Raw genomic sequence first — 25,774 nt, 5'->3', positions numbered from 1 at the left:
CAAGGTCGATACCGAGATCCCTTCGCCCGTGGCGGGCACCCTGCTCGAGATCACCGCGAACGAAGACGATGTGGTGGAGGTCGGCGGTCAGCTCGGTGTGATCGGCTCCGGCGCACCCGCGGCGAGCTCTGCCCCCGAGCCCGCTCCCGCACCGGCGCCCGCTCCTGCCCCGGCCCCGGCGCCCGAACCTGCACCGGCCCCCGCCGCTGCCGCGCCAGCCCCTGCTCCCGCACCGGCACCTGCCCCGGCGCCCGCTCCTGCACCCGCAGCGCAGGCTCCCGCGTCGTCCGGTAACGGCGCCACCCCGTACGTGACCCCGCTGGTCCGCAAACTGGCCGAGGAGAACGGCGTCGACCTGTCCACCGTCACCGGTTCCGGTGTCGGCGGGCGGATCCGTAAGCAGGATGTGCTCGCCGCCGCCGAGGCCAAGAAGGCACCCGCCGCCCCGGCCGCGGCACCGGCCGCCGCTCCTGCGGCGAAGGCTCCGGCCGCGCCCGCTCCCAGCCCCGCGCTGGCGGCGCTGCGTGGTACCACGCAGAAGGCCAACCGGATCCGGCAGATCACCGCGACCAAGACCCTGGAGTCGCTGCAGACCACCGCGCAGCTCACCCAGGTGCACGAGGCCGATGTCACCAAGATCGCGACGCTGCGGTCCAAGGCCAAGGCCGAGTTCGCCAAGCGCGAGGGCGTGAACCTGACCTTCCTGCCGTTCTTCGCGAAGGCCGTGGTGGAGGCGCTCGGGGCCCACCCGAACATCAATGCCAGCTACGACGCGAACAGCAAGGAGATCACCTACCACGCGTCGGTGCATCTCGGGATCGCCGTGGACACCGAGCAGGGCCTGCTCTCGCCGGTGATCCACAATGCCAGCGATCTCTCGCTGGCCGGGCTGGCGCGCGCTATCGCCGATATCGCCAACCGGGCCCGCACGGGTGGCCTGAAGCCGGACGAGCTGGCCGGTGGCACCTTCACCATCACCAATATCGGCAGCCAGGGCGCCCTGTTCGATACGCCGATCCTGATGCCGCAGCAGGCGGGCATGCTGGGCACCGGCGCGATCGTCAAGCGGCCCACCGTGGTCACCGACGATTCCGGTAGCGAATTCATCGGCGTCCGCTCGATGTGCTACCTGCCGCTGACCTACGATCACCGCCTGATCGACGGCGCGGACGCCGGACGGTTCCTCACCACCATCCGGCACCGCCTCGAAGAGGCGGCGTTCGAGGCCGATCTCGGCCTGTAAGGTCACGTAGATGCTGGTTGTGGTGGCCGGTTCGTCCGGACTGATCGGCACTGCTCTCGTCGCGGCACTACGCCGCGACGGGGAGCAGGTACTCCGGCTGGTCCGGCGCCCGGCCGCCGCGCCCGACGAACGCCGCTGGGATCCCGCGCGCGGCGAACTCGACCCGGCCGTTTTCGACGGCGCGGACGCGGTGGTGAACCTGTGCGGCGCCGGGATCGGCGGTAAACGCTGGTCCGGTGCGTACAAACAGGAACTCCGCGACAGCCGTATCACCCCCACCGATGTGCTGGCGACAGCCGTCGCGCGGGCCGGGGTGCCGACACTGGTGAACGCCAGCGGTGTGCACTACTACGGTGACACCGGTGCCCGCGCGGTCGACGAAAGCGGCGCGCCCGGTACCGGTTTCCTGCCCACCCTGTGCGTCGACTGGGAGGCCGCCACCCACGCGGCCACCGAGGCCGGCGCCCGCACCGTATTGCTGCGCAGCGGAGTCGTACTCGCCGGCGCCGGTGGGATGCTGCCGCAGCTGAAGGCCCTGTTCCTGTTCGGTCTGGGCGGCCGGCTCGGCAACGGCCGGCAGTATCAGCCGTGGATCTCCCTCGACGACGAGATCGGCGCTATCCGGCACGCGCTCACCACCGCGTCGGTCAGCGGCCCGCTCAACGCGGTAGGTCCCGCACCGGTCACCAATGCCGAATTCACCCGCGCCCTGGGCCGGGCCCTGCACCGTCCGACCCCGCTGCTGGTCCCGGGTTTCGCCTTGAAACTGGCAGTCGGCGAATTCGCCGACGAGGCGATCCTGCACAGTCCCCGCGCGCTGCCCGGCGTGCTCGAGGCGACCGGTTACGAGTTCCGCCACCCCACGGTCGGCGCGGCACTCACCGCCGCGGTGGGCCGGTGAACCCCGCCACCGCCACCCTGGTCCGCGATGCGCGGATCGGTGATCTGCCCGCGATCCTGGAGATCCACAACCGGGCGATCGCCGAAACCACCGCCATCTGGGACGACGAACCCGTCGATCTGGCCGACCGGCAGGCCTGGTTCGACAACCGCACCGCGCACGGCCGGCCGATCGTGGTGGCCGAGATCGACGGTGAACTCGCCGGTTACGCCAGCTACGGCCCGTGGCGGCCCAAATCCGGGTACCGGCACACCGCCGAGAACTCCATCTACATCGCCGACCACTTCCAGCGGCGCGGTATCGGCGCGGCCCTGCTGGCCGAACTGATCGAGCGCGCCCGGGCCGGTGGCGATATCCACGCCATGATCGCGGTGATCGAATCCCGTAACACCGCCTCCATCGCGCTGCACGAACGGTTCGGTTTCCGCACGGTAGGCGAGCTGCCCGAAGTGGGCCGCAAATTCGGCCGCTGGATGGATCTGACACTGATGCAGCTCACACTGGAGATGAGCGTAACGTCGTGATCGTGAACAACACCCGTACCGCAACCCGGTCGGCACGCTACGACAGCACCCCCGTCGACGTGCGCGACCTGGGGCTCATCGAGTATCAGCAGGCCTGGGATCTGCAACGTGAACTCGCCGCCGAGCGCGCCGACGGCCGCGGCACCGACACTCTGTTGCTGCTGGAACACCCGTCGGTCTACACCGCGGGCCGCCGCACCGAGGAAGCCGACCACCCCACCGACGGCAGCCCGGTGATCGATGTCGACCGCGGCGGCAAGATCACCTGGCACGGGCCCGGACAGCTGGTGGGTTACCCCATCATCCGGCTCGCCGAGCCGATCGATGTGGTCGATTACGTCCGGCGGCTGGAGCAGGCGCTGATCCAGGCGGTCACCGATCTCGGTGTGGAATGCGGGCGGGTACCCGGACGTTCCGGCGTATGGCTCGCCGCGTCCGGTCTGTTGCCCGAACGCAAGATCGCCTCCATCGGGATCCGGGTGCAGCGCGGGGTCACCCTGCACGGGATCTCGCTGAACTGCGATCCCGATCTCGGCGCGTTCGGCGCCATCATTGCCTGCGGTATCCGCGATGTGGGTTCCACCAGCCTCAGCCAGGAACTCGGCCGTACGGTCACCGTCGCCGAGGTCCGGCCGCGGCTGGCCGCAGCGATACCGGCCGCGCTCAACGGTGAGCTTCCGGTTACCGAACACGATATTCCGCAGGCCCCCACCCCGGCCGCCGCGGAGCCCGCCGCTGCCACCGCGGCATGCGATTCGAAAGGTCCCACCGCATGACCTCCGCCCAAGCCCCCGCCGGCCGTAAACTGCTGCGCATCGAGGCCCGTAACGCCGAGACCCCGATCGAACGCAAACCCGGCTGGATCCGCACCCGCGCCACCATGGGTCCCGAATACACCGAGCTCAAGGGCCTGGTGAAACGGGAGGGCCTGCACACCGTCTGCGAGGAAGCGGGGTGCCCCAATATCTTCGAATGCTGGGAGGACCGCGAGGCCACCTTCCTCATCGGCGGCGAACAGTGCACCCGGCGCTGCGATTTCTGCCAGATCGACACCGGTAAACCGTCCCCGCTGGACCGCGACGAACCGCGCCGGGTCGCGGAAAGCGTGCAGGCCATGGGTTTGCGCTACTCCACCATCACCGGTGTCGCCCGCGACGATCTCGACGACGGCGGTGCCTGGCTGTACGCCGAAACCGTGCGCGCCATCAAGAAGCTCAACCCGAACACCGGTGTGGAACTGCTGATCCCGGATTTCAACGCGAAACCGGATCAGCTCGCCGAGGTGTTCTCTGCGCGTCCGGAGGTACTGGCGCACAACCTGGAAACCGTGCCCCGCGTGTTCAAACGGATCCGGCCGGCGTTCCGCTACGAACGCTCGCTCGCGGTACTCACCGCGGCCCGCGCCGAAGGCCTGGTCACCAAGTCCAACCTGATCCTCGGTATGGGCGAGACCCCGGAGGAAGTCACCCAGGCCATGCGCGACCTGCACGAAGCCGGCTGCGATATCCTCACCATCACCCAGTACCTGCGCCCCTCCCCGCGGCATCACCCGGTGGATCGCTGGGTGAAACCCGAAGAGTTCGTGGAGCATTCGAAGGTCGCCGAGGAGATCGGTTTCGCCGGTGTGATGGCGGGCCCGCTGGTCCGCTCCTCCTACCGCGCCGGTCGGCTCTACGCCCAGGCCATGGCTCATCACGGCCGCACCATCCCGGAAGCCATGGCGCATCTCGCCGATGGCGGCACCGCCTCCCAGGAAGCCAGTGCCGTCCTGGAACGGTTCGGGTCGCGGGCCTGAGCCCTGCCGCAGTCGCGCACGCTCCGGGGGTCCGGCGGGATCGTCTGCCGGACCGAGCCCGACCTCCCCTGCCTTCCGGACGACACCGATGATTCGAGCGGTGCGAATCGGTCTCTATCGGTGAACCGACCGAACAGGAGTGCACGCATGGTCATCGTCGCCGGATATCTTCTCGTCGCACCGGAAGCTCGCGACGCTTATCTCGCCGGCTGTGCCGATGTGGTCGGGCAGGCCCGGTCCGCACCGGGCTGTCTCGATTTCGCGATCAGCGCCGACCTCTACGAACCCGGGCGCATAAACATCCTCGAACGCTGGGAATCCCAGGATTCGGTGGAGGCGTTCCGTGGCTCCGGCACCGGTGCCGAGCAGAGTGCGGCGATAATCGGTGCGGCGGTGGCCGAATACGATATCGCCGGAATCCGTTCGCTGACCTGACTCCAGGTCCACCATCAGGGTGAAGGGCCGGGATGCCCGACGGGGGTCAGGGCGAGAGTTGGCGCCTCGATCGCCACCCAGTCGGCGCGACCGTATTTCCTGCTTGCTAACCTATGCAAGTAGCGTGCCCGTTTGCGGTGGGTGTATCGACGAGAGGCGGAATCCATGCCGGGTTCGAGTAGACCCCTGTATCAGATGAAGGCCGAGTTCTTCAAGACGTTGGGTCATCCGGTCCGGATCCGGGTGCTGGAATTGCTCAGTCAGCGCGAGCATGCCGTATCGGAGATGCTGGACGATATCGATATCGAGCCGGCGAATCTGTCCCAGCAGCTGGCCGTGCTGCGACGAGCCGGGTTGATCACCAGCCGTCGCGAGGGCCTGTCGGTGATCTACGAGATCACCTCACCGCAGGTGGCGCAGCTGCTGACCGCGGCGCGCGCCATTTTGACCGGTGTCGTGGCAGGGCAGGCGGAGGCACTGGAGGAGCAGCCCGCCTGACGGATACCTCGCCGACCGGCGTGCGTCCCCGGCGGCTGCAAGAGCATGAACCCGCCCGCTATTTGCATATTTTCCTACATAGTCATCTAGTTGTTGATGGAGGAGACGATGGTGGAGACCGATCACGTGACCGGAGCGGAGGCGACGGCCGCGCCCACCGGTCATCCGCGGATCCTGGATTGGGTGGCCGAGGTCACCGATCTGACGACGCCGGCGAACGTGGTGTGGTGCGACGGGTCCCGCGCCGAATGGGATCGCCTGACCACTCGGCTGGTCGCGAAGGGCACTTTCGTGGCATTGGCGGGGAAACCGAACTCGTTCTGGTGTGTCTCCGATCCCGAGGACGTGGCACGGGTCGAAGACCGCACATTCATCTGCTCGCACGACAAACGGGATGCGGGGCCGACGAACAACTGGGTGGATCCGGTCGATATGCGCACCGTGATGACCGAGCACTATCGGGGCGCGATGGCCGGACGCACCATGTATGTGATCGCGTTCTGCATGGGCCCGCTCGATGCCGATGATCCGAAATACGGTGTGCAGATCACCGATTCGGAGTACGTGGCGGTATCGATGCAGATCATGACTCGCTCCGGAGCCCCCGTGTGGAGTCGGCTCGGCGAGGACACAGAATTCGTCGAATGCCTGCACTCGGTGGGCGCACCGCTGAGCCCGGGGCAACCCGATGTGGCGTGGCCGTGTGACCACACGAAATACATTGCGCATTTCCCGGAATCCCGCACCGTCTGGAGCTACGGCTCCGGCTACGGCGGTAACGCCCTGCTCGGCAAGAAGTGTTTCGCCCTGCGGATCGCCTCGGTCCTGGCCCGCGACGAGGGGTGGCTGGCCGAGCACATGCTGATCCTCAAACTCACTTCCCCACAGGGCCGCACCCATTATGTGGCAGCGGCGTTCCCGTCGTCCTGCGGCAAAACCAACCTGGCCATGCTCGAGCCGGCGCTGGCGGGATGGAAAGCCGAAACCGTCGGCGACGATATCGCTTGGCTGCGCTTCGGCCCCGACGGCCGGCTGTATGCGGTGAACCCGGAAGCCGGGTTCTTCGGTGTCGCCCCGGGTACCGGTATGAAGACCAACCCCCACGCGATCGCCACCATCGAGCAGGGCAACTCGATCTTCACCAATACCGCGCTCACCGATGACGGTGATGTGTGGTGGGAAGGGCTCACCGAAACCCCGCCCGCGCATCTGACCGATTGGCGCGGTAACGACTGGAAACCCGGCACCGCGACCGGCCCGGCGGCGCACCCGAACTCACGGTATTGCACCCCGATCGAGCAGTGCCCGTCGGTGGCCCCGGAATGGAACGACCCCGCCGGGGTGCCGCTGTCGGCGATCTTCTTCGGCGGCCGCCGCGCCACCACGATCCCGTTGATCGCCGAATCCTTCGACTGGACCCACGGGGTGTTCACTGCCTCGGTGCTGTCCTCGGAAACCACCGCCGCCGCCGCGGGCCGGGTCGGTGTGGTGCGCCGGGATCCGATGGCGATGCTGCCGTTCCTGGGCTATCACGTCGGTGACTACTTCGCCCACTGGTTGCGCCTCGGCAACCGGGCTGACCCGGCCTGTCTTCCGAAGATCTTCCAGGTCAACTGGTTTCGCCGCGACGCAAACGGACAGTTCCTGTGGCCCGGATTCGGCGACAACGTGCGCGTGCTGAAATGGGCGCTCGAGCGGATCGAGGGCACCGCGGCAGCGGATTCCACCGCGGTCGGCTACGTCCCGGTGCCGAGCTCGCTGGACCTGTCCGGATTTTCCGACGAGGACAAGCGCCGAACGTACGCCGCGCTCGAGGTACGCCACGACGAATGGACCGGCGAGATCGCCTCGATCGAAGACTGGTACACCGGTATCGGCTCCGACACCCTGCCCACACAACTGTGTGACCAGCTCGCCGCGCTGAAGAACCGCCTCGCCCACACCCCGGCCCGCCCTGCCGGCACCACCACCGGGGCGTCGTGATCCTGCGCCCGCTGCTGCCCACCCGCGCAGACTGGGCGCCTGCACTGCGCCGCCCCGGCCCGGACCTGCTCGCCGGCGTCATCGTCGCACTGGTGGCGCTGCCATTGGCGCTCGGTTTCGGGATCAGCTCCGGGCTGGGCGCCGCGGCGGGCTTGGCGACCGCGATCATCGCGGGCGTCACCGCCGCGGTGTTCGGCGGCTCCCGGTTCCAGGTCTCCGGTCCCACCGGCGCAATGACGGTGGTACTGCTGCCGATTGTGGCCGAACACGGCGGCCCCGGTGTCCTCGCCGTCGGGCTGATGGCCGGTGTCATCCTGGTTGTTCTCGCCGTGGCCGGAGTCGGTCGCGCAGTCCGCTACATGCCTGCCCCGGTAATCGAAGGATTCACCGCCGGTATCGCCGTGGTCATCGCATTGCAGCAATTCCCCTCGGCCCTCGGCATCGCCGACGCCGAGGGCGAAAAGATGTGGCGGCTGGCGTTCGATTCACTCGACCGCTACCTCGATCACCCCGCCCCGGCCCCGCCGGTCACCGCTGTGCTGGTCGCCGTGGCAGTTCTGATCGGCGGCCGTTACCTGCCCAAACTTCCGTTCGCGCTCGTGGCCGTCGCGCTCGCCACCGCCGTCGCCGAACTCGCCGGGCTGGACCTCGCTCGCATCGGTTCGCTGCCCGCCGGGCTACCTGCCCCTTCCTTCGAATTCTTCGATCCCGGCCGCCTCGGCTCGCTGATCGCTCCCGCGCTGGCCGTGGCCGCGCTCGCCGCGCTGGAATCACTACTGTCGGCCACCGCCGCGGACTCGATGTCGGTGGGCAGCCGCCACAATCCCGACCGCGAACTGTTCGGCCAGGGCTTGGCCAATATCGCCGCGCCCTTGTTCGGCGGCGTACCCGCCACCGGAGCGATCGCCCGCACCGCGGTCAATGTCCGCTCCGGAGCAGGTACCCGGCTCGCCGCGCTCACTCATGCTGTCGTGCTGGCCGCACTGCTCTACCTCGCCGCACCGCTGGTCGCCGATATCCCGCTCGCCGCGCTCGCCGGTGTGCTGCTGGCCACTACTGTGCGCATGGTCGAAACCGCGTCCGTGGCGGCGATCGCCCGCGCTTCCCGCGGGGATACCGCGATCATGGTTGTCACCTTCGCCGCCACGGTTGCATTCGACCTCGTCACCGCTGTCGCTGTCGGCGTCGGGATCGCGGTCCTGCTCGCACTGCGCGCGGTAGCGAAAGAAGCCCGCCTGCATCAGGTACCTCTCGACGAGGGCGACCACCTGGCCGAGGAACGCGATCTGCTCCGCGACCACATCGTCGCCTACCGCATCGACGGCCCGCTGTTCTTCCCGGCCGCGCACCGCTTCCTGCTCGAACTCACCGAGGTCTCCGATGTCCACGTCGTCATCCTGCGCATGTCCCACATCACCGCCCTCGACACCACCGGGGCCCTGGTGCTGAAAGACGCGATCACCAAACTCCGGCACCGCGACGTCACGGTGCTCATATCGGGACTGCGTGCCGACCACCGCCGCCGGCTGACCGCCCTGGACGCCCTCCCTGTTGCTGATCACCAGTTCACCCACACCGACGATGCCATCGCCTATGCCCGTGGCCACTTCCCCACCCCGGCTCGCGCCTGACCGACTCCAGCAGAAGGGATTCGGAACCGGGAGAGTGCGATGATCGGGCGACCGATGGACAGCGCTCATATCGAGGCGAATACGGATCATTTCCGAAAATGAGCCGGGCCCGAACGATTGAAAATCGTTCGGGCCCGGCTCGTTGGTAGCGGGGACAGGATTTGAACCTGCGACCTCTGGGTTATGAGCCCAGCGAGCTACCGAACTGCTCCACCCCGCGTTGCATCGGTAACCGTAGCGCACGAGAGGCCGCGGGACCAAAACGCGCTCCGGACTCCTGCCTGACATGCCCCGGGAATCGGCCACTGAAGCGTCCACCCGAGTGAGGTGATGCACATTCCCGCCCGGAATGTCCGGCCCGGAAATCGGGGGTGTTACCGTGACCGCGCGTTGGTTACCGCCCGTCTACGACGGGCGGTTCGCAAGAGGGAATCCGGTGGGAATCCGGAGCTGCCCCGCAGCGGTATGTGAAAACGACCGCGGTCATCAGCACTGGGCCTCGCGCCCGGGAAGCGACCGCCAGTAGGCGATACCGGAGTCCGGTATCACGTTCACGAGTCCGAAGACCTGCCCGCGCGGCCTCGCCGACGGCGTGGTCCGGTGTCGACTCCGAGGGAACGGTTGACCAGTGATGGGTTTTCGTGGCATGCGCACGTCTGCGCATATCGACATCGGGATCGGACGACCGGCTCCGATTCGATGAGCACACACGGGATCCGGCGACTGCCGGTGACGGCGTTGATCGCCGGTCTCACCGTGGCGCTGGTGGTCGTCTCCGTTCTCGCGTTGATGCTCGGCGCGGTGCATATCCCCTGGCGGGCCACGGTCGGTTTCCTGTGGGCCGAACTGACCGGCGGTGTCGTCGTGGCGGCGGATATCGCCGAGTACCGGATCGTTGTGGACTCGCGCTTGCCGCGGGTCGTGCTGGCCGCCGCCGTCGGCGCGGGCCTCGGTGCCGTCGGGTTGCTGGTTCAGGCCATGGTGCGCAATGCCCTCGCCGATCCGTATGTGCTGGGTATTTCGTCGGGTGCGTCGGTGGGCGCCACCGCGGTCGTACTTTTCGGCGCCTTCGGTGCGCTGGGGGTCTACGCACTGTCGTCTGCGGCGTTCGCCGGCGCGCTCGGCGCCACCGTCCTCGTCTACCTGATGGCCCGGTCGAGCACCGGGCTGGTGCCGTTGCGGCTGGTGCTCACCGGCACCGCCGTGGGCTACGGCTTTTCCGCGACGACAACAGTGCTGGTGTTCATGGCACCGCACGGTGACGCCGCCCGTTCGGTGATGTTCTGGTTGCTCGGCAGTCTGGCCGGAGCGGGCTGGCAGATGGTTCCGCTGGTGGTCACCGTTGCCGTGGTGGGGCTGGCGATCGTCGCGGCGTTCGCCCGGCAGCTGAACGCCTTGTCGATGGGCGATGAGATCAGCGCCGCTCTCGGCCTGAATGCCTCCCGGTTCCGCCTGCTGTTGTTCGTGGTCTCCGCCGCGATGACGGGGTGTTTCGTCGCGGTCTGTGGGGCCATCGGTTTCGTCGGCCTGGTGGTGCCGCACGTCGCCAGGCTGCTGGTCGGCGCGGACCATCGGCGGCTGATCCTGGTGACCCCGCTGCTGGGCGCGGTGTTCCTGGTGACCGCCGATCTCGTGGCCCGTATTCTCCTGCCGCCGCAGGAGTTACCGCTGGGAGCCGTCACGGCGGCGGTGGGTGTGCCCGTATTCGTTCTGCTGATGCGGCGCCGCGGCGCCATGAGCGGAGGCGGCTGATGCGTATCGATTACGACGATGTCACCGTGGAGCTCGGCGGTACGACGATCCTCGAGGCGGTGACACTGGCGGCCGAAGCCGGGCAGTTCGTCGGCATCGTCGGCCCGAACGGCAGCGGTAAATCCACTCTGCTGCGTTGTCTGTATCGCGCCGTATCGCCCAGCTCGGGACGAGTCCTGGTGCAGGACACCGATATCGCGGCAATCGGGATGCGCGCGAACGCCCGGCGCGTGGCGGCGCTGACCCAGGACACCACCACACCGTTCGATTTCACCGCCGCCGAGGTCGTCGCCACCGGTCGGCTACCGCATACTGCGCTGCTGCGCGGGACCCACCGGCGCGATGCCGAGATCTGTGCGGCGGCGATGGCGACGGCCGATATCGCACATCTCGCCGACCGCGGTTTCCTGTCGCTGTCGGGCGGGGAACGCCAGCGCGTCCTGATCGCCCGGGCCCTGGCCCAGCAGCCGCGGGTGCTGGTATTGGACGAACCGACCAATCACCTCGATGTACACCACCAGTACGGTGTCCTGTCCGCAGCGCGAGATCTGGGGATCACGGTGGTCGCAGCCCTGCACGACCTGAATCTGGCTGCCCAGTACTGCGATCGGCTCTTCGTACTGCACGGCGGCCGGATCGCCTGCTCGGGCACGCCGCACGAGGTGATCACCGCTGATGTGATCGCCCGCTGGTTCTCGATCGGCGGTCATATCGTCACCCATCCCCGGCTGGGTGTTCCGCAGATCATCTTCGACGAGAAGGACTGTTAGATGAGGTCTCCCCGCTTGCTCGTGGCACTGGCCGTCGCGGCCGCGGTCGTTTCGACGGCGTGTGGCGCCGAAGTGCAGCAACCCGCGCAGGCTGTCACCGGCAAGCCGGTGACGGTCACCAATTGCGGTGCGCCGCTGACGGTCCACGGAATCCCTGAGCGGGTCGTCACCAACGACACCGGTATCACCGAGATGATGTTCGCGCTCGGTTTGGCCGACCGGCTGGTAGGCCACAGCAGTTATCTCGGGAAGGAACGCGATATCGCCTCCTCGCCGTGGCAGGCCGAGTTCGACCGCACACCGCTGCTCGGCTACGCGTTCACCCGCGAGGTCGTCCAGGCGGCCGATCCCGATTTCGTCTTCGCCGGGTGGAACTACGGATTCAAGGAGTCCACCGGCCTCACCCCGGAGTGGGTGCGTTCGATCGGTGCGGTGCCGTACCAGTTGACCGAGGCGTGCCGGCAACCTGGTTCTGATCGCCGCGGCGTGATGGAACCGCTCGATGCGCTCTACACGGATCTGGCCGATCTCGGGGATATCTTCGGTGTGCGCGCGAAGGCCGATCAGCTCATCGCACAGTATCGGGACCAGGTCGCGAAGGCCGCCGACAGCGCCCCCACCGGGCGAGAACCGGCCCGGGTGTTCCTGTTCGACAGCGCAACTCCCGAACCGTTCACCTCCGGCCGGACCGCAGCGCCGTCGCAGATCATCCGCGAGGCGGGCGGCAGCAATATCTTCGACGATATCGACGATTCCTGGACCAGTGCGTCGTGGGAGGCGGCAGCGCAACGGGATCCGCAGGTGATCCTGATCGTGGACTACGGTGCGGGTCCGGAGAATTCGGTGCAGGCCAAGATCGAGCAGCTCCGCACGCACCCGCTGATGGCGGGTACCACGGCCGTCCGCGAGAACAATATCCTCGCCTTGCCCTACGCCGCGCTGGTGGAGGGGCCACGCAACCCGCAAACCGTTGTCACCGTGGCGGATTTCCTGCGGTCGAAAGGTTACTAGCGGCTCCCGCTCGCTACAATCCGAACCGTTGCAGCAGCGCCGGGATCTTCGACGCCGACATCAGGGCCTTGAACTGCCAGCTGTCGTCGCGTGGGAGGATCCCGCCGCGCTGCGTGACATCGAAGGCGTCGTAGAGGGTTTCGCCTTCCTCCATGAGTCCGTCGGCGTTGAAGTGGTAGCGGTCCACGGCCGGGCACTGGATGAAACGGCCGGTGCCGTACAGCACGGGAGCGCTCTCGTCGTAAGGGTAGAGCCGCAGCGGGCCGTCCCAGTGGCCGCTGCCTATGTAGCGGATGACGACCCGGACCTTCTCGTCGGGCATGACATCGAGATAGACCTGGTCGGGCAGCGGATCGTAGCGCCAGTCCGGGATGGCGTCGAAAAAGGCGAAGTTGTACTTCACGAATTCGTCGATACCGGCGATGGTGCGGCCGAAGGTGGTGACATCGGTGTAGCGGATATCCGGCGCGTACAGCTCGTGGTTGAGGCTCATATCCCGGGCCAGGAAACTCCACCAGTATTTCTTCGCCCACTCCATCAGCCAGGACAGGTCGAGACCGAGTTTGCCGTAGTACTCGAGTTTCCGGTCGAACTGGACGAACCACTCCTCTGTAGTGGCCTGCAGCTCGGGTTCGGGGATCACACGGATCGGTACCGCGCGATTACCGTCCAGGAATTCGGGAGCGGGCCGGGCGAGGCGGGGGCGGCGCAGAGTCTGCTGGAACGTTTCCTCACTGAACACAGCGGCAACCTTTCGACGGACGCGGGCCGGCCGCACCCGGTAGCAACGTGAATCGTATGATTCATGTTGAATCACTCGATGTCAATGGCGGCGGTCGATGCGAGGATGAACCGATGAGCGCACCCAAGCTGTGGCGCGGCCGGACCCTGGACGACAGATCCGCGCAGCGCCGCGAACAACTCGTGGACGTCGGATTCGACCTGCTGGGCACCGACGGGCCGGCGGCGGTCACCATGCGGGCGGTCACGCGCCTGGCGAACCTGAGTCCTCGCTATTTCTACGAGAGCTTCACCGACCGCACAGCGCTGCTCACCGCCGTCTACGACCGCCTGGAAACCGAACTCCTGGCCCGCCTCGGCGCCACCGCAGAGGCGGCGGATATGCACGCCACGGTCCGTTCGGCGCTGGAGATCTGCGCCGCCTACTTCGAAGAGGACCCGCGCCGGGCCCGGGTGCTGTTGCGCGAACCGCTCACCGACGACACCCTGCGCCGGCACAGCGCCGACCGGCTCCCGGTCTTCCTCCGCACGGTGCTCCCCGCGCTGGGCGGCGAGGTGAACGCACTCCTGCCCGACAGCGAAGAAGCCCTGATCATCAGCGCGACCGCACTCAGCGGCGCACTGGTCGCGCTCTACGTCGACTGGATCGACGGCCGGCTCCCGGTGTCACGCGACCGCTTGGTCGACGCGGCCACCGAGATCGTCCTCGCCCTCGCCCGAACAACCACCTAGCGTCGGCGCCGCGATATCCGGATTCTCGACAGGCCCGCCGCGCAGGCCGCCGGCGGCACACCGGGCCGGGGCGGTCGCGCCAGTCACCGGGGCTGCCGACCTTCGAGCACGCGATCCGACGAGACCTGCCGATTCGTCACGACCCTGACCGCAGTTCCCGGGTCGACCGGATCCGAACTGGTCCCGGCGACCACCTGGTCGTGTACGCGAGCGCGACTGCGACCGGCTCATATCGCCGACCGCACCCGCCGAACGACGCCGACCGGCCGGCGGTGAGCACCATCGCCCCGCGCCGCGCCCGAGCTGTCAGCCCGGATGGGAGCACGCCGGCTACGACCTCTGCCTCCGGCTGAATCAGCCGGTCGACCGGGAAACCGGCGTACCGCGTGGCGGGCAACGGTCCGGCCGGAGTCCGCGGCTAATCTGTAGCCGCGCCCGACAGGCTTTCCGGCCGGTCAGCGAGTCCGTTTCCACCGTAGTCGTGTACGCCCCGGTTGTTTTCCGTCGAGGGAAGGTGGTCGAGCATGCCCGGCGTAGGGCCCGGCGAACGGAAATATCTCGGCATCACCGTAGTGGTGCTCGTAGTCGCAGTGATCGCCCTGATCGTCCCGCCACGTGCCGAGGCCGTCGTCGCCGACAGCGCCTGCGGTGCACCGCTGGCCCCGGCCGCCGTGGCCGAGATCGTCGAACTCTCCGAGACTTCCGAACTGCTCGACGAGAACACCGGCCCATCCCTGGCCCGGCTCGAACGTGCAGTGGAACAGCATCGGCGGATCACCGAAATCCTGGTGGCGCATCGGGACCGGCGAGGCCTGCTGGCCCTGGGACTCGATGCCGTGGAGCAGGCCGCCGTCATGCCGTTGCAGCGCAACCCCCGCGCGTTCGACGACCCCGAGTGGGCGCATCGCGTCAGCCTCGATCTGCTGGCCCGGTTTCTGCGCAACCTGCACGCCGAGTTCACCGGCGCACCGGCCGAGCCGCAGTGGGCCCACTATTTCGCGCTCACCCGGCAGTGTGAACTGTCCGCCGCACGGGTCGCGATGGCGGGCTACAACGCCCATCTCACCGTCGATCTGGCCTATTCCGTTGCCGCGACGCGGGCGACACCGGTCCAGGCGCGCGACCATTTCACCATCGTCGACGCGATCGCCCGGCACGGTTTCCTCATCGTCGATCTGACGAAAGCCGTCTACGGCGCCGACCTGGGCCCACTGTGGCGGTTCTATTTCATTGGTGAGGGTCTCGACGCCGTCCTCGGCGCGGATGTGGCCACCGATCCGCTGCTGCGATTGGCCGATGCGGGCGCCAATGTGGTGATCTTCGGTAACGGTCTGGCCCTGCAGGATCCGGCCGCCGCACCGTCGGTGCGGGCGGAGATCGATATCCTGTGGCGTAGCGCCGACACCGCGTTCGAGGTACTCGCCGCGCGCGGCGCACTCTAGACCGAGCGGGCGACCCGGAAGCCGACGTCGTCGAGGCGCAGTGTCGGATGGCTGCGCCGCCGCACCGACGCCCGGCAACTCCAGTGTTCGTCGAACCAGCCGCCACCGCGCAGCACCCGGTATTCGCCGTAGACGGCGGGATCGTAGATATCCCAGCACCATTCCCAGACATTGCCGATCATGTCGTACAAACCCCACGCGTTGGGCCGTTTCCGGCCGGCGGGATGTGCGGTGCCGCCGGAATTCCCGCGATACCAGGCGATTTCGTCGAGTTCACCGTAGCGGGGGCCGGTGGTCCCCGCCCGGCAGGCGTATTCCCATTCGGCTTCGGTGGGCAGGCGATACCCGTCGGCCGAGGCCACGGTTTCCGTGTTCTCGCCGCCCCGGCGGTACACCGGGGTCAGGCCTTCCCGCTCGGACAGGCGATTACAGAATGACACCGCGTCCTCCCAGGACACACTGTCGACCGGCACCCCGTCGGCGTCCACGCCGCCGATGATCGCCGCATACTGCGCCCGGGTCACCGGTAGCGCCGCGATCCGGTACGCCGCGACCTCCACCCACCAGCGCCGTTCCGTCCGGCGATCCGCCAGTTCCACGCGGCCGGGCCGAATATCCACCAGCTGCATTCCTGTACCCACCCGCAGTGTCTACCAGCAGCGAGACCGGGCCGGGACACCGGCCCGATCCGGCACGGTCAGCGGTTCAGGCACTCATCAGAGGTACCCGGCTGCTCACCGATTCCGGCGGCAGGCGCCGGCCGCCGCACCAGGTGTCCCGGAGCGGGCCATCGATCGTCGGGGCAACCGCAGGGCACCCGGCGCGACGCCTGATCGGCGACCGCCGACTGTGCTCAGTTCACGCCGGTAGCCCCACCAGTTCGGCGCTGTCGCACCACAGTTTCCGCGCGGCTTCCGCGCTGCACGCCGCCGACGGATCCGGCCAGGTGAGCTGCCCGCCGCGCAGCGCGGCGTAGATCCGCCCGGCCGGTGGGCGGGTGACCCCCGACGCCAGGTCCGCCAGGGAGTTCGCGGCGTCCTGCCGGGTGTTGAGGGTGCGATCGAACCGGCGGGCCGCCTCGCTCAGCACCGGCGACCCCATCAGCGACCACGCCGCCCGCAGGTGCAACGGCAGCTCCCTGGCGAGGCCCGTCCCGAAGACCTGGCCCGGGCAGTAGGCGATTGCGGTGATTTTCTTATCCGGTGCCGGTTCCTGTTCCGATAACGCCCGCGCGGTGAGCACGGCGCACAGCTTCGACGCGGTGTAGGCGTGTTCACCGGCTTTCCGCGGACGGTGATCCAGTTCCGGATCGCGGTCGGGATGGGCCAGCAGTGCTGCGTCGGCGTGCCGGGGCGGAGTGAGCCCGGCGCCGGTGGCAGGGTCGTGGGTGCCGCTGGTCGTCAGGACCACCGTCGCTGTGTCGGCGAGAGCGGGTAGCAGTAGGCGCAGGATCAGGTAGTGCGCCAGGTGATTGACCGCGAAGGTCGTTTCGAATCCGTCGGCGGTCCGGCGGTCGGTATCGGCGCGGACCAGACCGGCATTCAGGATCAACGCGTCGATCGGGACACCGGCCAGTTCGTCACGGACAGCGTGTGCGAACGCCCGCGTGGATTCGAGTTCGGTCAGATCCAGCGGTAGCGACCCGGCCGGCTCCTGCATCCCCCGCGCCCCCAGTAGCAACCGGGTATCGCCCGAACACCGGAGGCGGCCGACCGTAATAGCCCCGAAGCCCGACGTGCCGCCGGTCATCACCATTGTCGACATCAGCGCCCCTCGACCTCGGCCGGATCGTATTCCCAGAATAGGGCGTATCCCCCGGCACCGCCGCCCATTGCGCGATCGGGCAATCGCTCCCGGGCCAGGACGCGCCGGCTTCGCTCCGAATCCGCTCCACGGAAGAATCAGTAGGCGGCGGTGAACCGCATGCCGCGGTGTGCGGATCGTTCGGCTTCGTCGAGCAGTACCACCGCGAGGTCGGCGTAGGACAGTGCCGACCGCCCGTGCCGATCGACCACCAGTGCGTCCCGGCCCAGTCGATAACGCCCGGTGCGGGCGCCGGTATGCAATTGCGCGGGCGGGCTCAGATAGGTCCAGTCGGTGCGGGTGGCAGCGCGGCACACCGCGAGCTGATCGGCGCAGGCGCGACCGATAGGGCGCAGGGATTCGGGGAATCCCGGCTCGTCCATCACCGTAACCCCACCGGTACCGGGCACGGTCAGGGTGGCCGCACCGCCCACGAGCAGTAGTCGCGTCCCGGTGCGCGCGGTGGCGGCCGTGAGGTTGGCGGCGGTGGTGATCAGCTCGCTTTCCCGGCCCGGGGCCGGACGGGTCGCGCTGATCACGAGGTCCTGGCCGTCGGCGAGATCGACGACGTCCTCGGGGCCCGTGGCATCGCCGATCCGGACCTCCGCGGCGCGCGGTATCTCCTGTGCCCGCTCCGGGCTGCGCAGTACCGCGGTGACCCGGTGGCCGCGGTCCAGCGCTTCGGTGACCGTCCGGCTGCCGGCCTGTCCGGCTGCCCCGAAAATGGTGATACGCATAGGTTTTCCTTCACTGAAGAGCGGTTACGCGAACGGTGGTTACTGTGCTCGGGTGGTCCGGTCGAGCGTCCGGTCGGCGGCCCACAGCAGCACCGTGGCGGTCGCCAGCACACCCCCGGCGACACCGACACCGATCCATCCGGCCCGGTCCCACGCGACGGCGGTGAGCGCCGATCCGGTCGCCCCGCCGAGGAAGAAGGTCGTCATGAAGGCGGAATTCAGCCGGTTGCGGAGTTCGGGAGCGAGCGCGTACAGCACGTTCTGGTTGCTGTTGAGCAGCGCCTGCTGGCCCACGGTGAGCACGATCGCACCGGCGATCAGGGCGGGCAGGGAACTCACGCCGGCCGCGAGCACGATCCAGGCCACCACCAGCAGGGCCGCGCCGGCGCCCGCGACCCGGTGCACCTGCCCACGGTCGGCCAGGCGCCCCGAGAGGGGCGTCGCGACGGTGCCGGCGATCCCGACCAGCCCGAACAACCCGATCGTGGCCTCGGACCACTGATAGCCCGGGCCGGCCAGCAGGAAGGTCACACCGGTCCAGAACAGCGTGAACGATGCCATCGACAATGCGCCCAGCCCGGCCCGCCGGCGCAGTACGGAATTCGTGCGCAGCAGCCCCGCCGTGGACCGCACCAGCGCCGGATACGACATCCCCACCGGTGCATGCACCGCGGGCAGCGACCGCCACAGCGCGACAGCCACCACTGCCAGGGCGGCCGCACCGAACCAGTAGACGGTGCGCCAGCCACCGACTTCGCTCAGCAGCCCCGCGACGGTCCGGGCCAGCAGGCCGCCGACCAGTAGACCGCTCATCACGGTGCCGACCACCCGCCCACGCCGCTCGGGCGTGCTCAGCGCCACGGCGAAGGTCACCAGTACCTGCGCCGAGACCGAGGTGAAGGCGGCCAGCGCGGTCGCGGCCAGCAGCACCACCCCGTTGCCGGCGGCACCGCAGACCAGCAGGAAGAACGCTGTGGCGCCGAAGAGTGTCACCGCGAGACGCCGCCGCTCGAAGAGATCGGCCAGCGGCAGCAGCAGGAACAGGCCGAGCGCATAACCCGCCTGGGCGGCCGTGACGATCAGCGCCGCGGTACCGGTACTCAGTCCGAAGTCGCCGCGGATGGCATCCAGCAGGGGTTGTGCAAAATAGTTTCCCGCCACGATCAGGCCGGTCGCCACCGACATCAGCAGCAGCAGTCCGCGGGACAGGCCGCGGGCTTCGGACGGGTCGACTCCTGGCTGCGGCCGGGCCGCTGTCGTCATGCTCATGACTCAACCCTGCGGCCTCGCGATCAATGAGTCCAACACATGTTTGTCAGAGAAACAATCGTGATTCACGATGATTCGATGGAACTGCAGCAGATGCGGTATGTCATCGCGGTGGCGGAGACGAAGAATTTCACCCGGGCGGCCCGGCAATGCCTGGTGGTGCAGTCGGCACTGAGTCACCAGATCGCGCGCCTCGAAAGGGAACTGGGCGCGAAACTCTTCGAACGCACCAGCCGCCGCGTCGAACTCACCCCGGCAGGCGTGGCGTTCCTGCCCGCGGCCCGGCAGGCCGTGGAAGCCGCCGAACGAGCGCGTGCCGAGGTCACCGCGGTATCCGGTGAGATCCGCGGTCGCCTCGCCATCGGCGCGATCCCCAGTGTCGGCGCCGTCGATCTACTGGGGACCCTGCGAGATTTCCGCACCCGCCATCCCCGGGTGCAGATCAGCCTGCAGGTGGGGATGAGCAACCACCTGGTGGACGATGTCCGCCAGGGTCGACTGGATATCGCCTTCCTCGGCCTTCCGGACGGTACCGAACCGCGTGGTGTCACAGCGCGCGAACTCGCCCGCGGCGAGCTGGTCGCCGTGGTCTACCCCACCCACCCGTTGGCCGGGGAACGCGACATCGACACGGAACGGTTGAGCGCGGAACTGTTCGTCGACTTCCCCGCCGGTTCACCCGGGCGGGCACAGGCCGATCAGGCCTTCACCGCCGCCGGGGTGCACCGTGAAGTGGCGTTCGAAGTGGTCGCGGTGGACTATTTCGTCGAACTGATCCGGCGCAACCTGTGTATCGGCCTGCTACCCGAGTCCATCGTGGCGGCCTTTCCGGATCTGCGGACCGTCACCCTGCGGAACCCGCCGCGCCGGGTCGAGTACGTGGTGTGGGGCCCGCGGAAACCCGGTCCGGCTGCCGCGGCCTACCTTTCGGCGCTGCACACGTCGTAGATTTCCGAATCCGGAGGTCCCGCGCTAACGCGACAGTACGGCCACCAGGAAATCCGATTCGCCGGTGAACGGGCGCAGATCCCAGGTCGAGAGCAGCAGGTCTTCGTGGAAGCCCTGCTCGGCGGCATCCGCACGGAACTGCGCGAAGTCGTAATCGCGGCCCGCACCGAAGCCGACGACCAGGCGGCCGTCCGGCGCCAGATGCCGCGCGAAACCGGCGAGCACGGCGGGGTGGGTCGCCGGTGCCAGGAACGTCACCACATTGCCCGCGCAGACGATCACATCGAAATCGGCGGGGACACCGCGCGCCGGGAGATCGAGTTCGGCGAGGTCGCCGACGAGCCAGTCCGGGCCGGGATAGTCGGCTTCGGCAGCGGCGATCAACACCGGATCCACATCCACACCCACCACCGCATGCCCGGCATTGTGCAGGAACCCGCCCAGCCGGCCGGGGCCGCAGCCCGCATCGAGTATCCGGCCCCGGCGGCCGAGCATCGCGTCGATCAGCCGTGCCTCCCCGAAAATATCCTGGCCTTCGGCGACCAGGTCGCGGAATCGCTGCACATACCACTGCGAATGCTGCGGGTCGGCGGCAACGAGCTCCTCCCATTTACTCGGAACGCGCCCTTCGGGGGTATGGGCGTTCATCGGGTTTCCTCCTCGGCTCGGGCTCGGCGGTAGATCACCGTCACCACACGGTACGGCCCGCCGGACACCCCCGGTCGGCCGCGGCGGCCGGCAGACCACGGCGGAGTGGCGGATTCAGGACAGCGCACCGTATTCGGTGCTGCCGGGCCCGGCTTCGGCGCCGCCGCCTGTGATAAGTGTGGGCGGTATGACTTCCCCGAATCCAGTGGGCCTGCCACCGTGTGAACTGTGCGGCGGCCGGCAGGTCGGCAACCTCTCCGTGGTGAGCCAATACCACGTCGGAATCCACCCCGCGGGGCGTCAGCTGTGGGGAAAGCCGCTGTCCCGGCTCTCGGCCGTCACCTGCCTGACCTGTGGTCATACCAAGATGTTCGCGACCGATCTGGACAAGATCCGCGCCGAGGCAACAAAACGACCCGAGGCCTTTCGCTGGTAACAGCGCACCCCGGGCGCACAACTCGAACCGGTTCGCGGCCGACGAGCACGGCGCACGGACGAGATCGGGCCTCTGCGCGGTCAGTCCAGATGCTTGCGCAGTACTTCCAGGTGGGTCGGTTTGGCGTCGTCGAGCCGCGCCCGGCCTGCCGGGGTGAGTTTCAGGAAGTTGGCGCGCCGGTCGAAATCGCAGGCGGCGCGCTCCAGCAGACCTGCCTTCTCGAGTCGCGTCACGGTGCGTGAGAGGGCGCTCTGGCTGAGGTACATCTCCGCTTCGATGTCCTTCATCTTGACCTTTTCGGTCTTCTCCGCGCCGCAGCGTCCGCCGAGGACCTGCAGGAGTTCGAACTCGCTGAGCCCGAGCTCATGCCGTGCCTGCAGCGCGTTCTCCAGCTCGCAGGATGTGCCGTGGTACAGGCGGAGCGTATCGGACCACTTCGCGCAGACATCTTTGTCGGTGTCGTGGTACATAACCCGAGATTATCATGTCAAGTCATTATATGCCCTCGCATTACATGCGTTGACATTTAATGTACGGGCATCTAAGTTTGCCGTCGTGCCCCTGACTGCAACCTCGCCGCAGAACCTCACCCCGGCAGAGACTATCCCCCGCGTCCACCCCCGGCCGCTGGAGCCCCCATCTGTGGGCGATCCTGCTGGTCGCCGGCCTCGCCATGTTCCTCGATGCCCTCGACGTCTCCATGGTCGGCGTCGCGCTCCCCTCCATCGGCCAGGAACTGGGCCTCGACACCTCCGCACTGCAGTGGATCGTGAACGGCTACATCCTCGGCTACGGCGGCCTGCTGCTCCTCGGCGGTCGCGCCGCCGATCTCCTCGGCCGCCGGCAGGTTTTCCTGACCGCCCTGGTCGTCTTCGGTATCGCCTCACTGGTGGGTGGGCTCGTGGACGAGGGCTGGCTGCTGATCGCCACCCGGATCGTCAAGGGTGTCGCCGCCGCGTTCACCGCCCCGGCCGCGCTATCGATCATCACCACCACGTTCAAGGAGGGTCCCGACCGCAACCGCGCCCTGTCGATCTTCGCGATCTTCGGCGCCACCGGATACGCCTCCGGGCTCATCGTGTCCGGCCTGCTCACCGGCATCGACTGGCGGCTGACCTTCTACCTGCCGGTCGTCGTGGTCGCCGGGGTCCTGCTCGCGGCCTACCTCGTGGTGCCGCGCAATACCGAAAAAGAAGAGGGCCGGATCGATTTCGCCGGCGCCGCACTGCTCACCGGCGGAACCCTCGCCGCGATCTACACCATCGTCACAGCCCCGGAGACGGGTTTCACCGCCACCGTCATCGCCACCACCATCCTGGCAGTCGGCCTGCTCGGCAGCTTCTTCGTGGTCGAGAACCGGGTCGGTCACCCGCTGGTGCGCCTGAGCATCTTCAAGGTGAAGTCGATCGTGCGCGCGAACCTGGCCGCCCTGGCGATCTTCGGCTCCTACCTCAGCTTCCAGACCATCGTCTCGCTGTACCTGCAGAACACACTGCACTGGGAACCGCTGCAAATGGCGCTCGCCATGGCACCGACCGGCCTCATCGTGGCCGTTCTCTCACCGCTCGCGGGTAAGCTGATCGACCGCTTCGGCACCACCCCGATGATCCTCGCCGCGCTCACCTCCTTCGTAGCCGGCTACGCCTGGTTCCTGACCCGCGGCGGCAACCCCGACCCGGTCTACGCGCTCGACTACCTACCCGCGTTCCTCCTGCTGGGACTCGGCTTCGCGCTGGGCTTCTCGGCTGTGATGGTGCAGGCCACCGAAGGTATCGCCGACCACGAACAGGGCCTGGCCTCCGGCCTGGTGCAGACCTCGTTCCAGATCGGCGGCGCGGTGGTGCTGGCCATCGCGACCGGCCTGATCAGCGGTGCCACCGGCGACGGTATCGCCGGGTACCGGCCGGGACTGTACCTGGTCACCGCGGTCGCGGTGGTCGGCCTGGTGGCTTCGGTCGCGGCGGTGCTCAACCGTAAACAGGCGGTCCCTGCCATCGCGTAAGTACTTGCCACCGTGATCCGTCCGCCGCTCCGGATCACCCCTGCCCGCAACCCGATCCGGGTTGCGGGCAGGGACGTTCACCCGGCCGGTCCCGCAGCCCTCCGGGCACCGACACCACGGCCGTGCTGCCGAATCCGGCGAATATTCCGGTCGAGCATCATGCACGCCGGTTTCTCAGGCCGGCCGCTGGGTGCGGATGATCTCGGCGAGATAGGCGTAATCGTCGGCACGGGCGGTGGACGCGCGGTACACCAAGCCCAGAGTGCGGCCGGGGGCGGGCGCGGCGAACCGCACGATTTCCAGGGCACCGCGGCCGGTTTCGGCCGCCACCGCCATCTCCGGGATCAGGGTCACCCCGAGCCCGCCCGCCACGCATTGCACCACCGTCGACAGTGATGCCGCCCGGGTATCCCCCGCCGCGCCCGGACGGATCTCCGCGGAACGGCACAATTCCAGGGTCTGAGCGCGCAGGCAGTGGCCCTCGTCGAGGAGCAGGATCGGCAGCGTGTCCAGCGCTGCCGGGGCGAGATCGGTGCGACCCGCCAGCTCGTGCCCCGCCGGCACCACCACGACGAAGTCCTCCGTGTACAGCGGTATCTCCACTACACCGGGGACATCGGCGGGGAGAGCGAGCACCGCGACGTCCAGGCTGCCGGCGCGCAACTCGTCGAGGAGGCGGGCCGTTCTGTCCTCGACGATCCGTGGTGTCAGTGCGGGCAGCCGGCGGCGCAGAGTCGGCAGTAATGCGGGCAGCAGATACGGTGCGACCGTCGGAATGATGCCCATCCGCAGGACGCCACCGAGCGTATCGCCGTTCGCGGCGGACAGGAATCGGTCGGCCGCGTCCAGTGTGGCGATTGCCTGCGGTAGCAGTCGCCGACCGGCTTCGGTGACCAGGACCCGCCGGGTGCTGCGTTCGATCAGCTGCAGTCCGAGACCGTTTTCCAGCGCGGCCAGGGCCTGCGAGAGCGTGGGTTGGCTCACATCGAGGCTCGTGGCGGCCGCACCGAAATGGCGGTGTTCGGCCACGGCGACGAAGGCACGCAGCTGCGAGAGGGTTGGCTGATAAGACTGATCGGACATGCCTATCAGTGTAGTGCGACCTATCACTTTTGCCTTTTGCGAGTTCATTGGCAAGATCGACACAGAACGCTCACCCCGCCGGCGAGATCCGCCCGGCCACTCGATACGACAAGGAGTTCGACCATGCCCCTGTTGACCATCGGCGACCAGTTCCCCGCCTACGACCTCACCGCGGTGATCGGCGGTGACCTGTCGAAGGTCAACGCGCAGCAGCCCGACGACTATTTCACCCGGGTCACCAGCGCCGACTATGCCGGCAAGTGGCGGATCGTCTTCTTCTGGCCGAAGGATTTCACCTTCGTCTGCCCCACCGAGATCGCCGCCTTCGGCAAACTGAACGACGAGTTCGCCGATCGCGACGCCCAGGTGCTCGGCGCCTCGGTGGACAACGAGTTCGTGCACTTCCAGTGGCGGGCCCAGCACGAGGATCTGAAGACCCTCCCGTTCCCGATGCTGTCGGACCTCAAGCGTGAACTCGCCGCCGCGACCGGCGTTCTCAACGCCGACGGTGTGGCCGACCGCGCCACCTTCATCATCGACCCGAACAACGAGATCCAGTTCGTGTCGGTGACCGCCGGTTCCGTGGGCCGCAATGTCGACGAGGTGCTGCGGGTGCTGGATGCACTGCAGTCCGACGAACTGTGCGCCTGCAACTGGAAGAAGGGCGATCCCACCATCGACGCCGGCGAACTGCTGTCGGCGAGCGTCTGAGAGACGAGGTAACACAGTGAGCGTCGACAATCTGAAGAACTCGCTTCCCGAGTACGCCAAGGATCTGAAGCTCAACCTGTCTTCGCTGGCACGGACCACCGTGCTCAACGAGCAGCAGCTGTGGGGCACCCTGCTGGCCACCGCGGCGGCCACCCGTTCGGCCACCACGCTGCGCGAGATCGCGGAGGAAGCGGCCGACACCCTGTCCGCGGAGGCCTACAACGCCGCCCTGGGCGCCGCCTCGATCATGGGTATGAACAATGTGTTCTACCGGGGCAAGGCCTTCCTCGACGGTAAGTACGACGATCTGCGGGCCGGTCTGCGGATGCAGATCATCGGCACGCCGGGCGTGGACAAGGCCGATTTCGAGCTCTGGTCGTTCGCGGTGTCCTCGATGAACGGTTGCCAGCACTGCCTGGAGGCCCACGAGCACACCCTGCGCGAGGCCGGTGTCTCGCGCGAGGTGATCTTCGAGGCCCTGCGCGCGGCGGCCATCGTGGCCGGTGTCGGCCAGGCCGTGCAGACCAACGAGGTGCTGGCCGGCGCCGCCGTCTGATCTGCCGCCCCCGCGGCGATTTCGTTCACCAGCCCTGTGGGGCCGCCGGATTCGGCGGCCCCACAGCCTGTTTCCAAGGACCCACAACCTGCTTCCAGGGACGAGCCGTGATCGTCAACTCCG

Annotated in this window: 27 protein-coding genes, 1 tRNA gene and 1 riboswitch; of the genes, 19 read left to right on the top strand and 9 right to left on the bottom strand. The window is 68.0% G+C overall.

The genetic code is table 11. The features are described from left to right. The 9 genes from sucB to ON22_RS08900 form a co-directional block, all read left to right on the top strand. Positions 1-1,243: 2-oxoglutarate dehydrogenase, E2 component, dihydrolipoamide succinyltransferase (gene sucB / locus ON22_RS08940; RefSeq protein WP_043739931.1), on the top strand; the 1,243-nt coding region annotated here is incomplete at its 5' end. A gap of 10 nt (positions 1,244-1,253) precedes the next feature. Next, positions 1,254-2,144: a TIGR01777 family oxidoreductase gene (locus ON22_RS08935; RefSeq protein WP_033245057.1), complete on the top strand. Its 891-nt coding sequence runs from the start codon at positions 1,254-1,256 to the stop codon at positions 2,142-2,144. After that, entirely contained in the window at positions 2,141-2,668 is a 528-nt protein-coding gene (locus ON22_RS08930; RefSeq protein WP_231508637.1) for a GNAT family N-acetyltransferase, read from the top strand. The genes ON22_RS08935 and ON22_RS08930 overlap by 4 nt, the downstream gene beginning before the upstream one ends. A 2-nt stretch (positions 2,669-2,670) precedes the next feature. Next, a complete protein-coding gene (lipB, locus tag ON22_RS08925; protein ID WP_033245404.1) occupies positions 2,671-3,444 on the top strand; it encodes a lipoyl(octanoyl) transferase LipB in 774 nt (257 codons plus the stop codon). After that, positions 3,441-4,463 (top strand): lipoyl synthase, encoded by a 1,023-nt coding sequence (gene lipA, locus ON22_RS08920; protein ID WP_033245056.1) that lies wholly within the window; start codon positions 3,441-3,443, stop codon positions 4,461-4,463. Before lipB ends, lipA begins: the two co-directional genes overlap by 4 nt. A gap of 147 nt (positions 4,464-4,610) precedes the next feature. Further along, positions 4,611-4,898, top strand: coding sequence for a putative quinol monooxygenase (locus tag ON22_RS08915; RefSeq protein WP_033245055.1), 288 nt, complete (start codon positions 4,611-4,613; stop codon positions 4,896-4,898). Positions 4,899-5,063: 165 nt separating this feature from the next. After that, the gene (locus ON22_RS08910; RefSeq protein ID WP_033245054.1) at positions 5,064-5,396 is read left to right on the top strand and encodes an ArsR/SmtB family transcription factor; all 333 of its coding nucleotides are present in this window, start codon (positions 5,064-5,066) and stop codon (positions 5,394-5,396) included. Positions 5,397-5,504: 108 nt separating this feature from the next. Continuing rightward, complete coding sequence (locus ON22_RS08905) at positions 5,505-7,379, top strand: phosphoenolpyruvate carboxykinase (GTP) (protein ID WP_051157341.1); 1,875 nt, start codon at positions 5,505-5,507, stop codon at positions 7,377-7,379. A gap of 2 nt (positions 7,380-7,381) precedes the next feature. After that, positions 7,382-9,010 (top strand): SulP family inorganic anion transporter, encoded by a 1,629-nt coding sequence (locus tag ON22_RS08900; protein ID WP_033245403.1) that lies wholly within the window; start codon positions 7,382-7,384, stop codon positions 9,008-9,010. A 143-nt stretch (positions 9,011-9,153) separates the two neighbouring features. On the opposite strand, the gene ON22_RS08895 is transcribed toward ON22_RS08900, so the two are convergent. Then, a tRNA-Met gene (locus tag ON22_RS08895) sits at positions 9,154-9,230 on the bottom strand. Positions 9,231-9,384: 154 nt separating this feature from the next. After that, positions 9,385-9,599: riboswitch (cobalamin riboswitch) on the top strand. 110 nt (positions 9,600-9,709) lie between these two features. Here ON22_RS08895 and ON22_RS08890 point away from each other — a divergent pair. The 3 genes from ON22_RS08890 to ON22_RS08880 are packed head-to-tail and all read left to right on the top strand — an operon-like array spanning position 9,710 to position 12,543. Beyond that, entirely contained in the window at positions 9,710-10,762 is a 1,053-nt protein-coding gene (locus tag ON22_RS08890) for a FecCD family ABC transporter permease (RefSeq protein WP_033245053.1), read from the top strand. Continuing rightward, the gene (locus tag ON22_RS08885; protein WP_033245052.1) at positions 10,762-11,532 is read left to right on the top strand and encodes an ABC transporter ATP-binding protein; all 771 of its coding nucleotides are present in this window, start codon (positions 10,762-10,764) and stop codon (positions 11,530-11,532) included. The genes ON22_RS08890 and ON22_RS08885 overlap by 1 nt, the downstream gene beginning before the upstream one ends. Beyond that, complete coding sequence (locus ON22_RS08880; RefSeq protein WP_033245051.1) at positions 11,533-12,543, top strand: ABC transporter substrate-binding protein; 1,011 nt, start codon at positions 11,533-11,535, stop codon at positions 12,541-12,543. A 13-nt stretch (positions 12,544-12,556) separates the two neighbouring features. On the opposite strand, the gene ON22_RS08875 is transcribed toward ON22_RS08880, so the two are convergent. Beyond that, positions 12,557-13,285 (bottom strand): nuclear transport factor 2 family protein, encoded by a 729-nt coding sequence (locus tag ON22_RS08875; RefSeq protein ID WP_033245050.1) that lies wholly within the window; start codon positions 13,283-13,285, stop codon positions 12,557-12,559. Between the two features lie 113 nt (positions 13,286-13,398). On the opposite strand from ON22_RS08875, the gene ON22_RS08870 reads away from it, so the two are divergent. Together ON22_RS08870 and ON22_RS08865 are read left to right on the top strand one after the other, a co-directional pair. Further along, a complete protein-coding gene (locus ON22_RS08870; protein WP_033245402.1) occupies positions 13,399-14,016 on the top strand; it encodes a TetR/AcrR family transcriptional regulator in 618 nt (205 codons plus the stop codon). 524 nt (positions 14,017-14,540) lie between these two features. Further along, positions 14,541-15,458, top strand: a complete 918-nt coding sequence (locus tag ON22_RS08865) for a DUF5995 family protein (protein WP_051157326.1) — start codon at positions 14,541-14,543, stop codon at positions 15,456-15,458. Here the strand turns inward: ON22_RS08865 and ON22_RS08860 are convergent. The 4 genes from ON22_RS08860 to ON22_RS08845 form a co-directional block, all read right to left on the bottom strand. Beyond that, on the bottom strand, positions 15,455-16,081 hold the full coding sequence (locus ON22_RS08860) for a formylglycine-generating enzyme family protein (RefSeq protein ID WP_197039692.1): 627 nt from the start codon (positions 16,079-16,081) through the stop codon (positions 15,455-15,457). The two genes, ON22_RS08865 and ON22_RS08860, sit on opposite strands and share 4 nt — an antisense overlap. 235 nt (positions 16,082-16,316) lie before the next feature. Next, positions 16,317-17,222 carry an SDR family NAD(P)-dependent oxidoreductase gene (locus ON22_RS08855; RefSeq protein ID WP_033245048.1) on the bottom strand — a complete coding sequence of 302 codons (906 nt, stop codon included), beginning with the start codon at positions 17,220-17,222 and terminating at the stop codon, positions 16,317-16,319. A gap of 137 nt (positions 17,223-17,359) precedes the next feature. Further along, entirely contained in the window at positions 17,360-17,998 is a 639-nt protein-coding gene (locus ON22_RS08850; RefSeq protein WP_033245047.1) for an NAD(P)-dependent oxidoreductase, read from the bottom strand. A 39-nt stretch (positions 17,999-18,037) separates the two neighbouring features. Further along, positions 18,038-19,267, bottom strand: coding sequence for an MFS transporter (locus tag ON22_RS08845; protein ID WP_051157324.1), 1,230 nt, complete (start codon positions 19,265-19,267; stop codon positions 18,038-18,040). 78 nt (positions 19,268-19,345) lie between these two features. On the opposite strand from ON22_RS08845, the gene ON22_RS08840 reads away from it, so the two are divergent. Next, entirely contained in the window at positions 19,346-20,215 is an 870-nt protein-coding gene (locus tag ON22_RS08840; protein ID WP_033245399.1) for a LysR family transcriptional regulator, read from the top strand. A 24-nt stretch (positions 20,216-20,239) separates the two neighbouring features. Here the strand turns inward: ON22_RS08840 and ON22_RS08835 are convergent, their stop codons facing one another. Then, entirely contained in the window at positions 20,240-20,863 is a 624-nt protein-coding gene (locus ON22_RS08835) for a class I SAM-dependent methyltransferase (RefSeq protein WP_033245046.1), read from the bottom strand. Positions 20,864-21,050: 187 nt separating this feature from the next. Between ON22_RS08835 and ON22_RS08830 the strand changes: the two genes are divergently transcribed. Beyond that, positions 21,051-21,299, top strand: coding sequence for a hypothetical protein (locus ON22_RS08830; RefSeq protein WP_156052337.1), 249 nt, complete (start codon positions 21,051-21,053; stop codon positions 21,297-21,299). An 80-nt stretch (positions 21,300-21,379) separates the two neighbouring features. Here ON22_RS08830 and ON22_RS08825 read toward each other — a convergent pair whose 3' ends face one another. Continuing rightward, a complete protein-coding gene (locus ON22_RS08825; RefSeq protein WP_033245044.1) occupies positions 21,380-21,769 on the bottom strand; it encodes a MarR family winged helix-turn-helix transcriptional regulator in 390 nt (129 codons plus the stop codon). Positions 21,770-21,972: 203 nt separating this feature from the next. Between ON22_RS08825 and ON22_RS08820 the strand changes: the two genes are divergently transcribed. Continuing rightward, positions 21,973-23,301 (top strand): MFS transporter, encoded by a 1,329-nt coding sequence (locus ON22_RS08820; RefSeq protein ID WP_043739928.1) that lies wholly within the window; start codon positions 21,973-21,975, stop codon positions 23,299-23,301. 174 nt (positions 23,302-23,475) lie between these two features. Here ON22_RS08820 and ON22_RS08815 read toward each other — a convergent pair whose 3' ends face one another. Further along, complete coding sequence (locus ON22_RS08815; RefSeq protein WP_033245042.1) at positions 23,476-24,384, bottom strand: hydrogen peroxide-inducible genes activator; 909 nt, start codon at positions 24,382-24,384, stop codon at positions 23,476-23,478. A 123-nt stretch (positions 24,385-24,507) separates the two neighbouring features. Here ON22_RS08815 and ON22_RS08810 point away from each other — a divergent pair, with 123 nt between their 5' ends. Beyond that, a complete protein-coding gene (locus ON22_RS08810; protein ID WP_033245041.1) occupies positions 24,508-25,095 on the top strand; it encodes a peroxiredoxin in 588 nt (195 codons plus the stop codon). 16 nt (positions 25,096-25,111) lie between these two features. After that, positions 25,112-25,651 carry an alkylhydroperoxidase, AhpD family gene (gene ahpD / locus ON22_RS08805; RefSeq protein ID WP_033245040.1) on the top strand — a complete coding sequence of 180 codons (540 nt, stop codon included), beginning with the start codon at positions 25,112-25,114 and terminating at the stop codon, positions 25,649-25,651. The last annotated feature ends 123 nt before the right edge of the window (positions 25,652-25,774 follow it).

Origin of the sequence: Nocardia carnea NBRC 14403 (assembly GCF_000308515.1) — a bacterium.
In the GTDB taxonomy this organism is placed as follows: Bacteria; Actinomycetota; Actinomycetes; order Mycobacteriales; family Mycobacteriaceae; genus Nocardia; species Nocardia carnea.
This window is presented reverse-complemented; position numbering and strand designations above follow the sequence as displayed.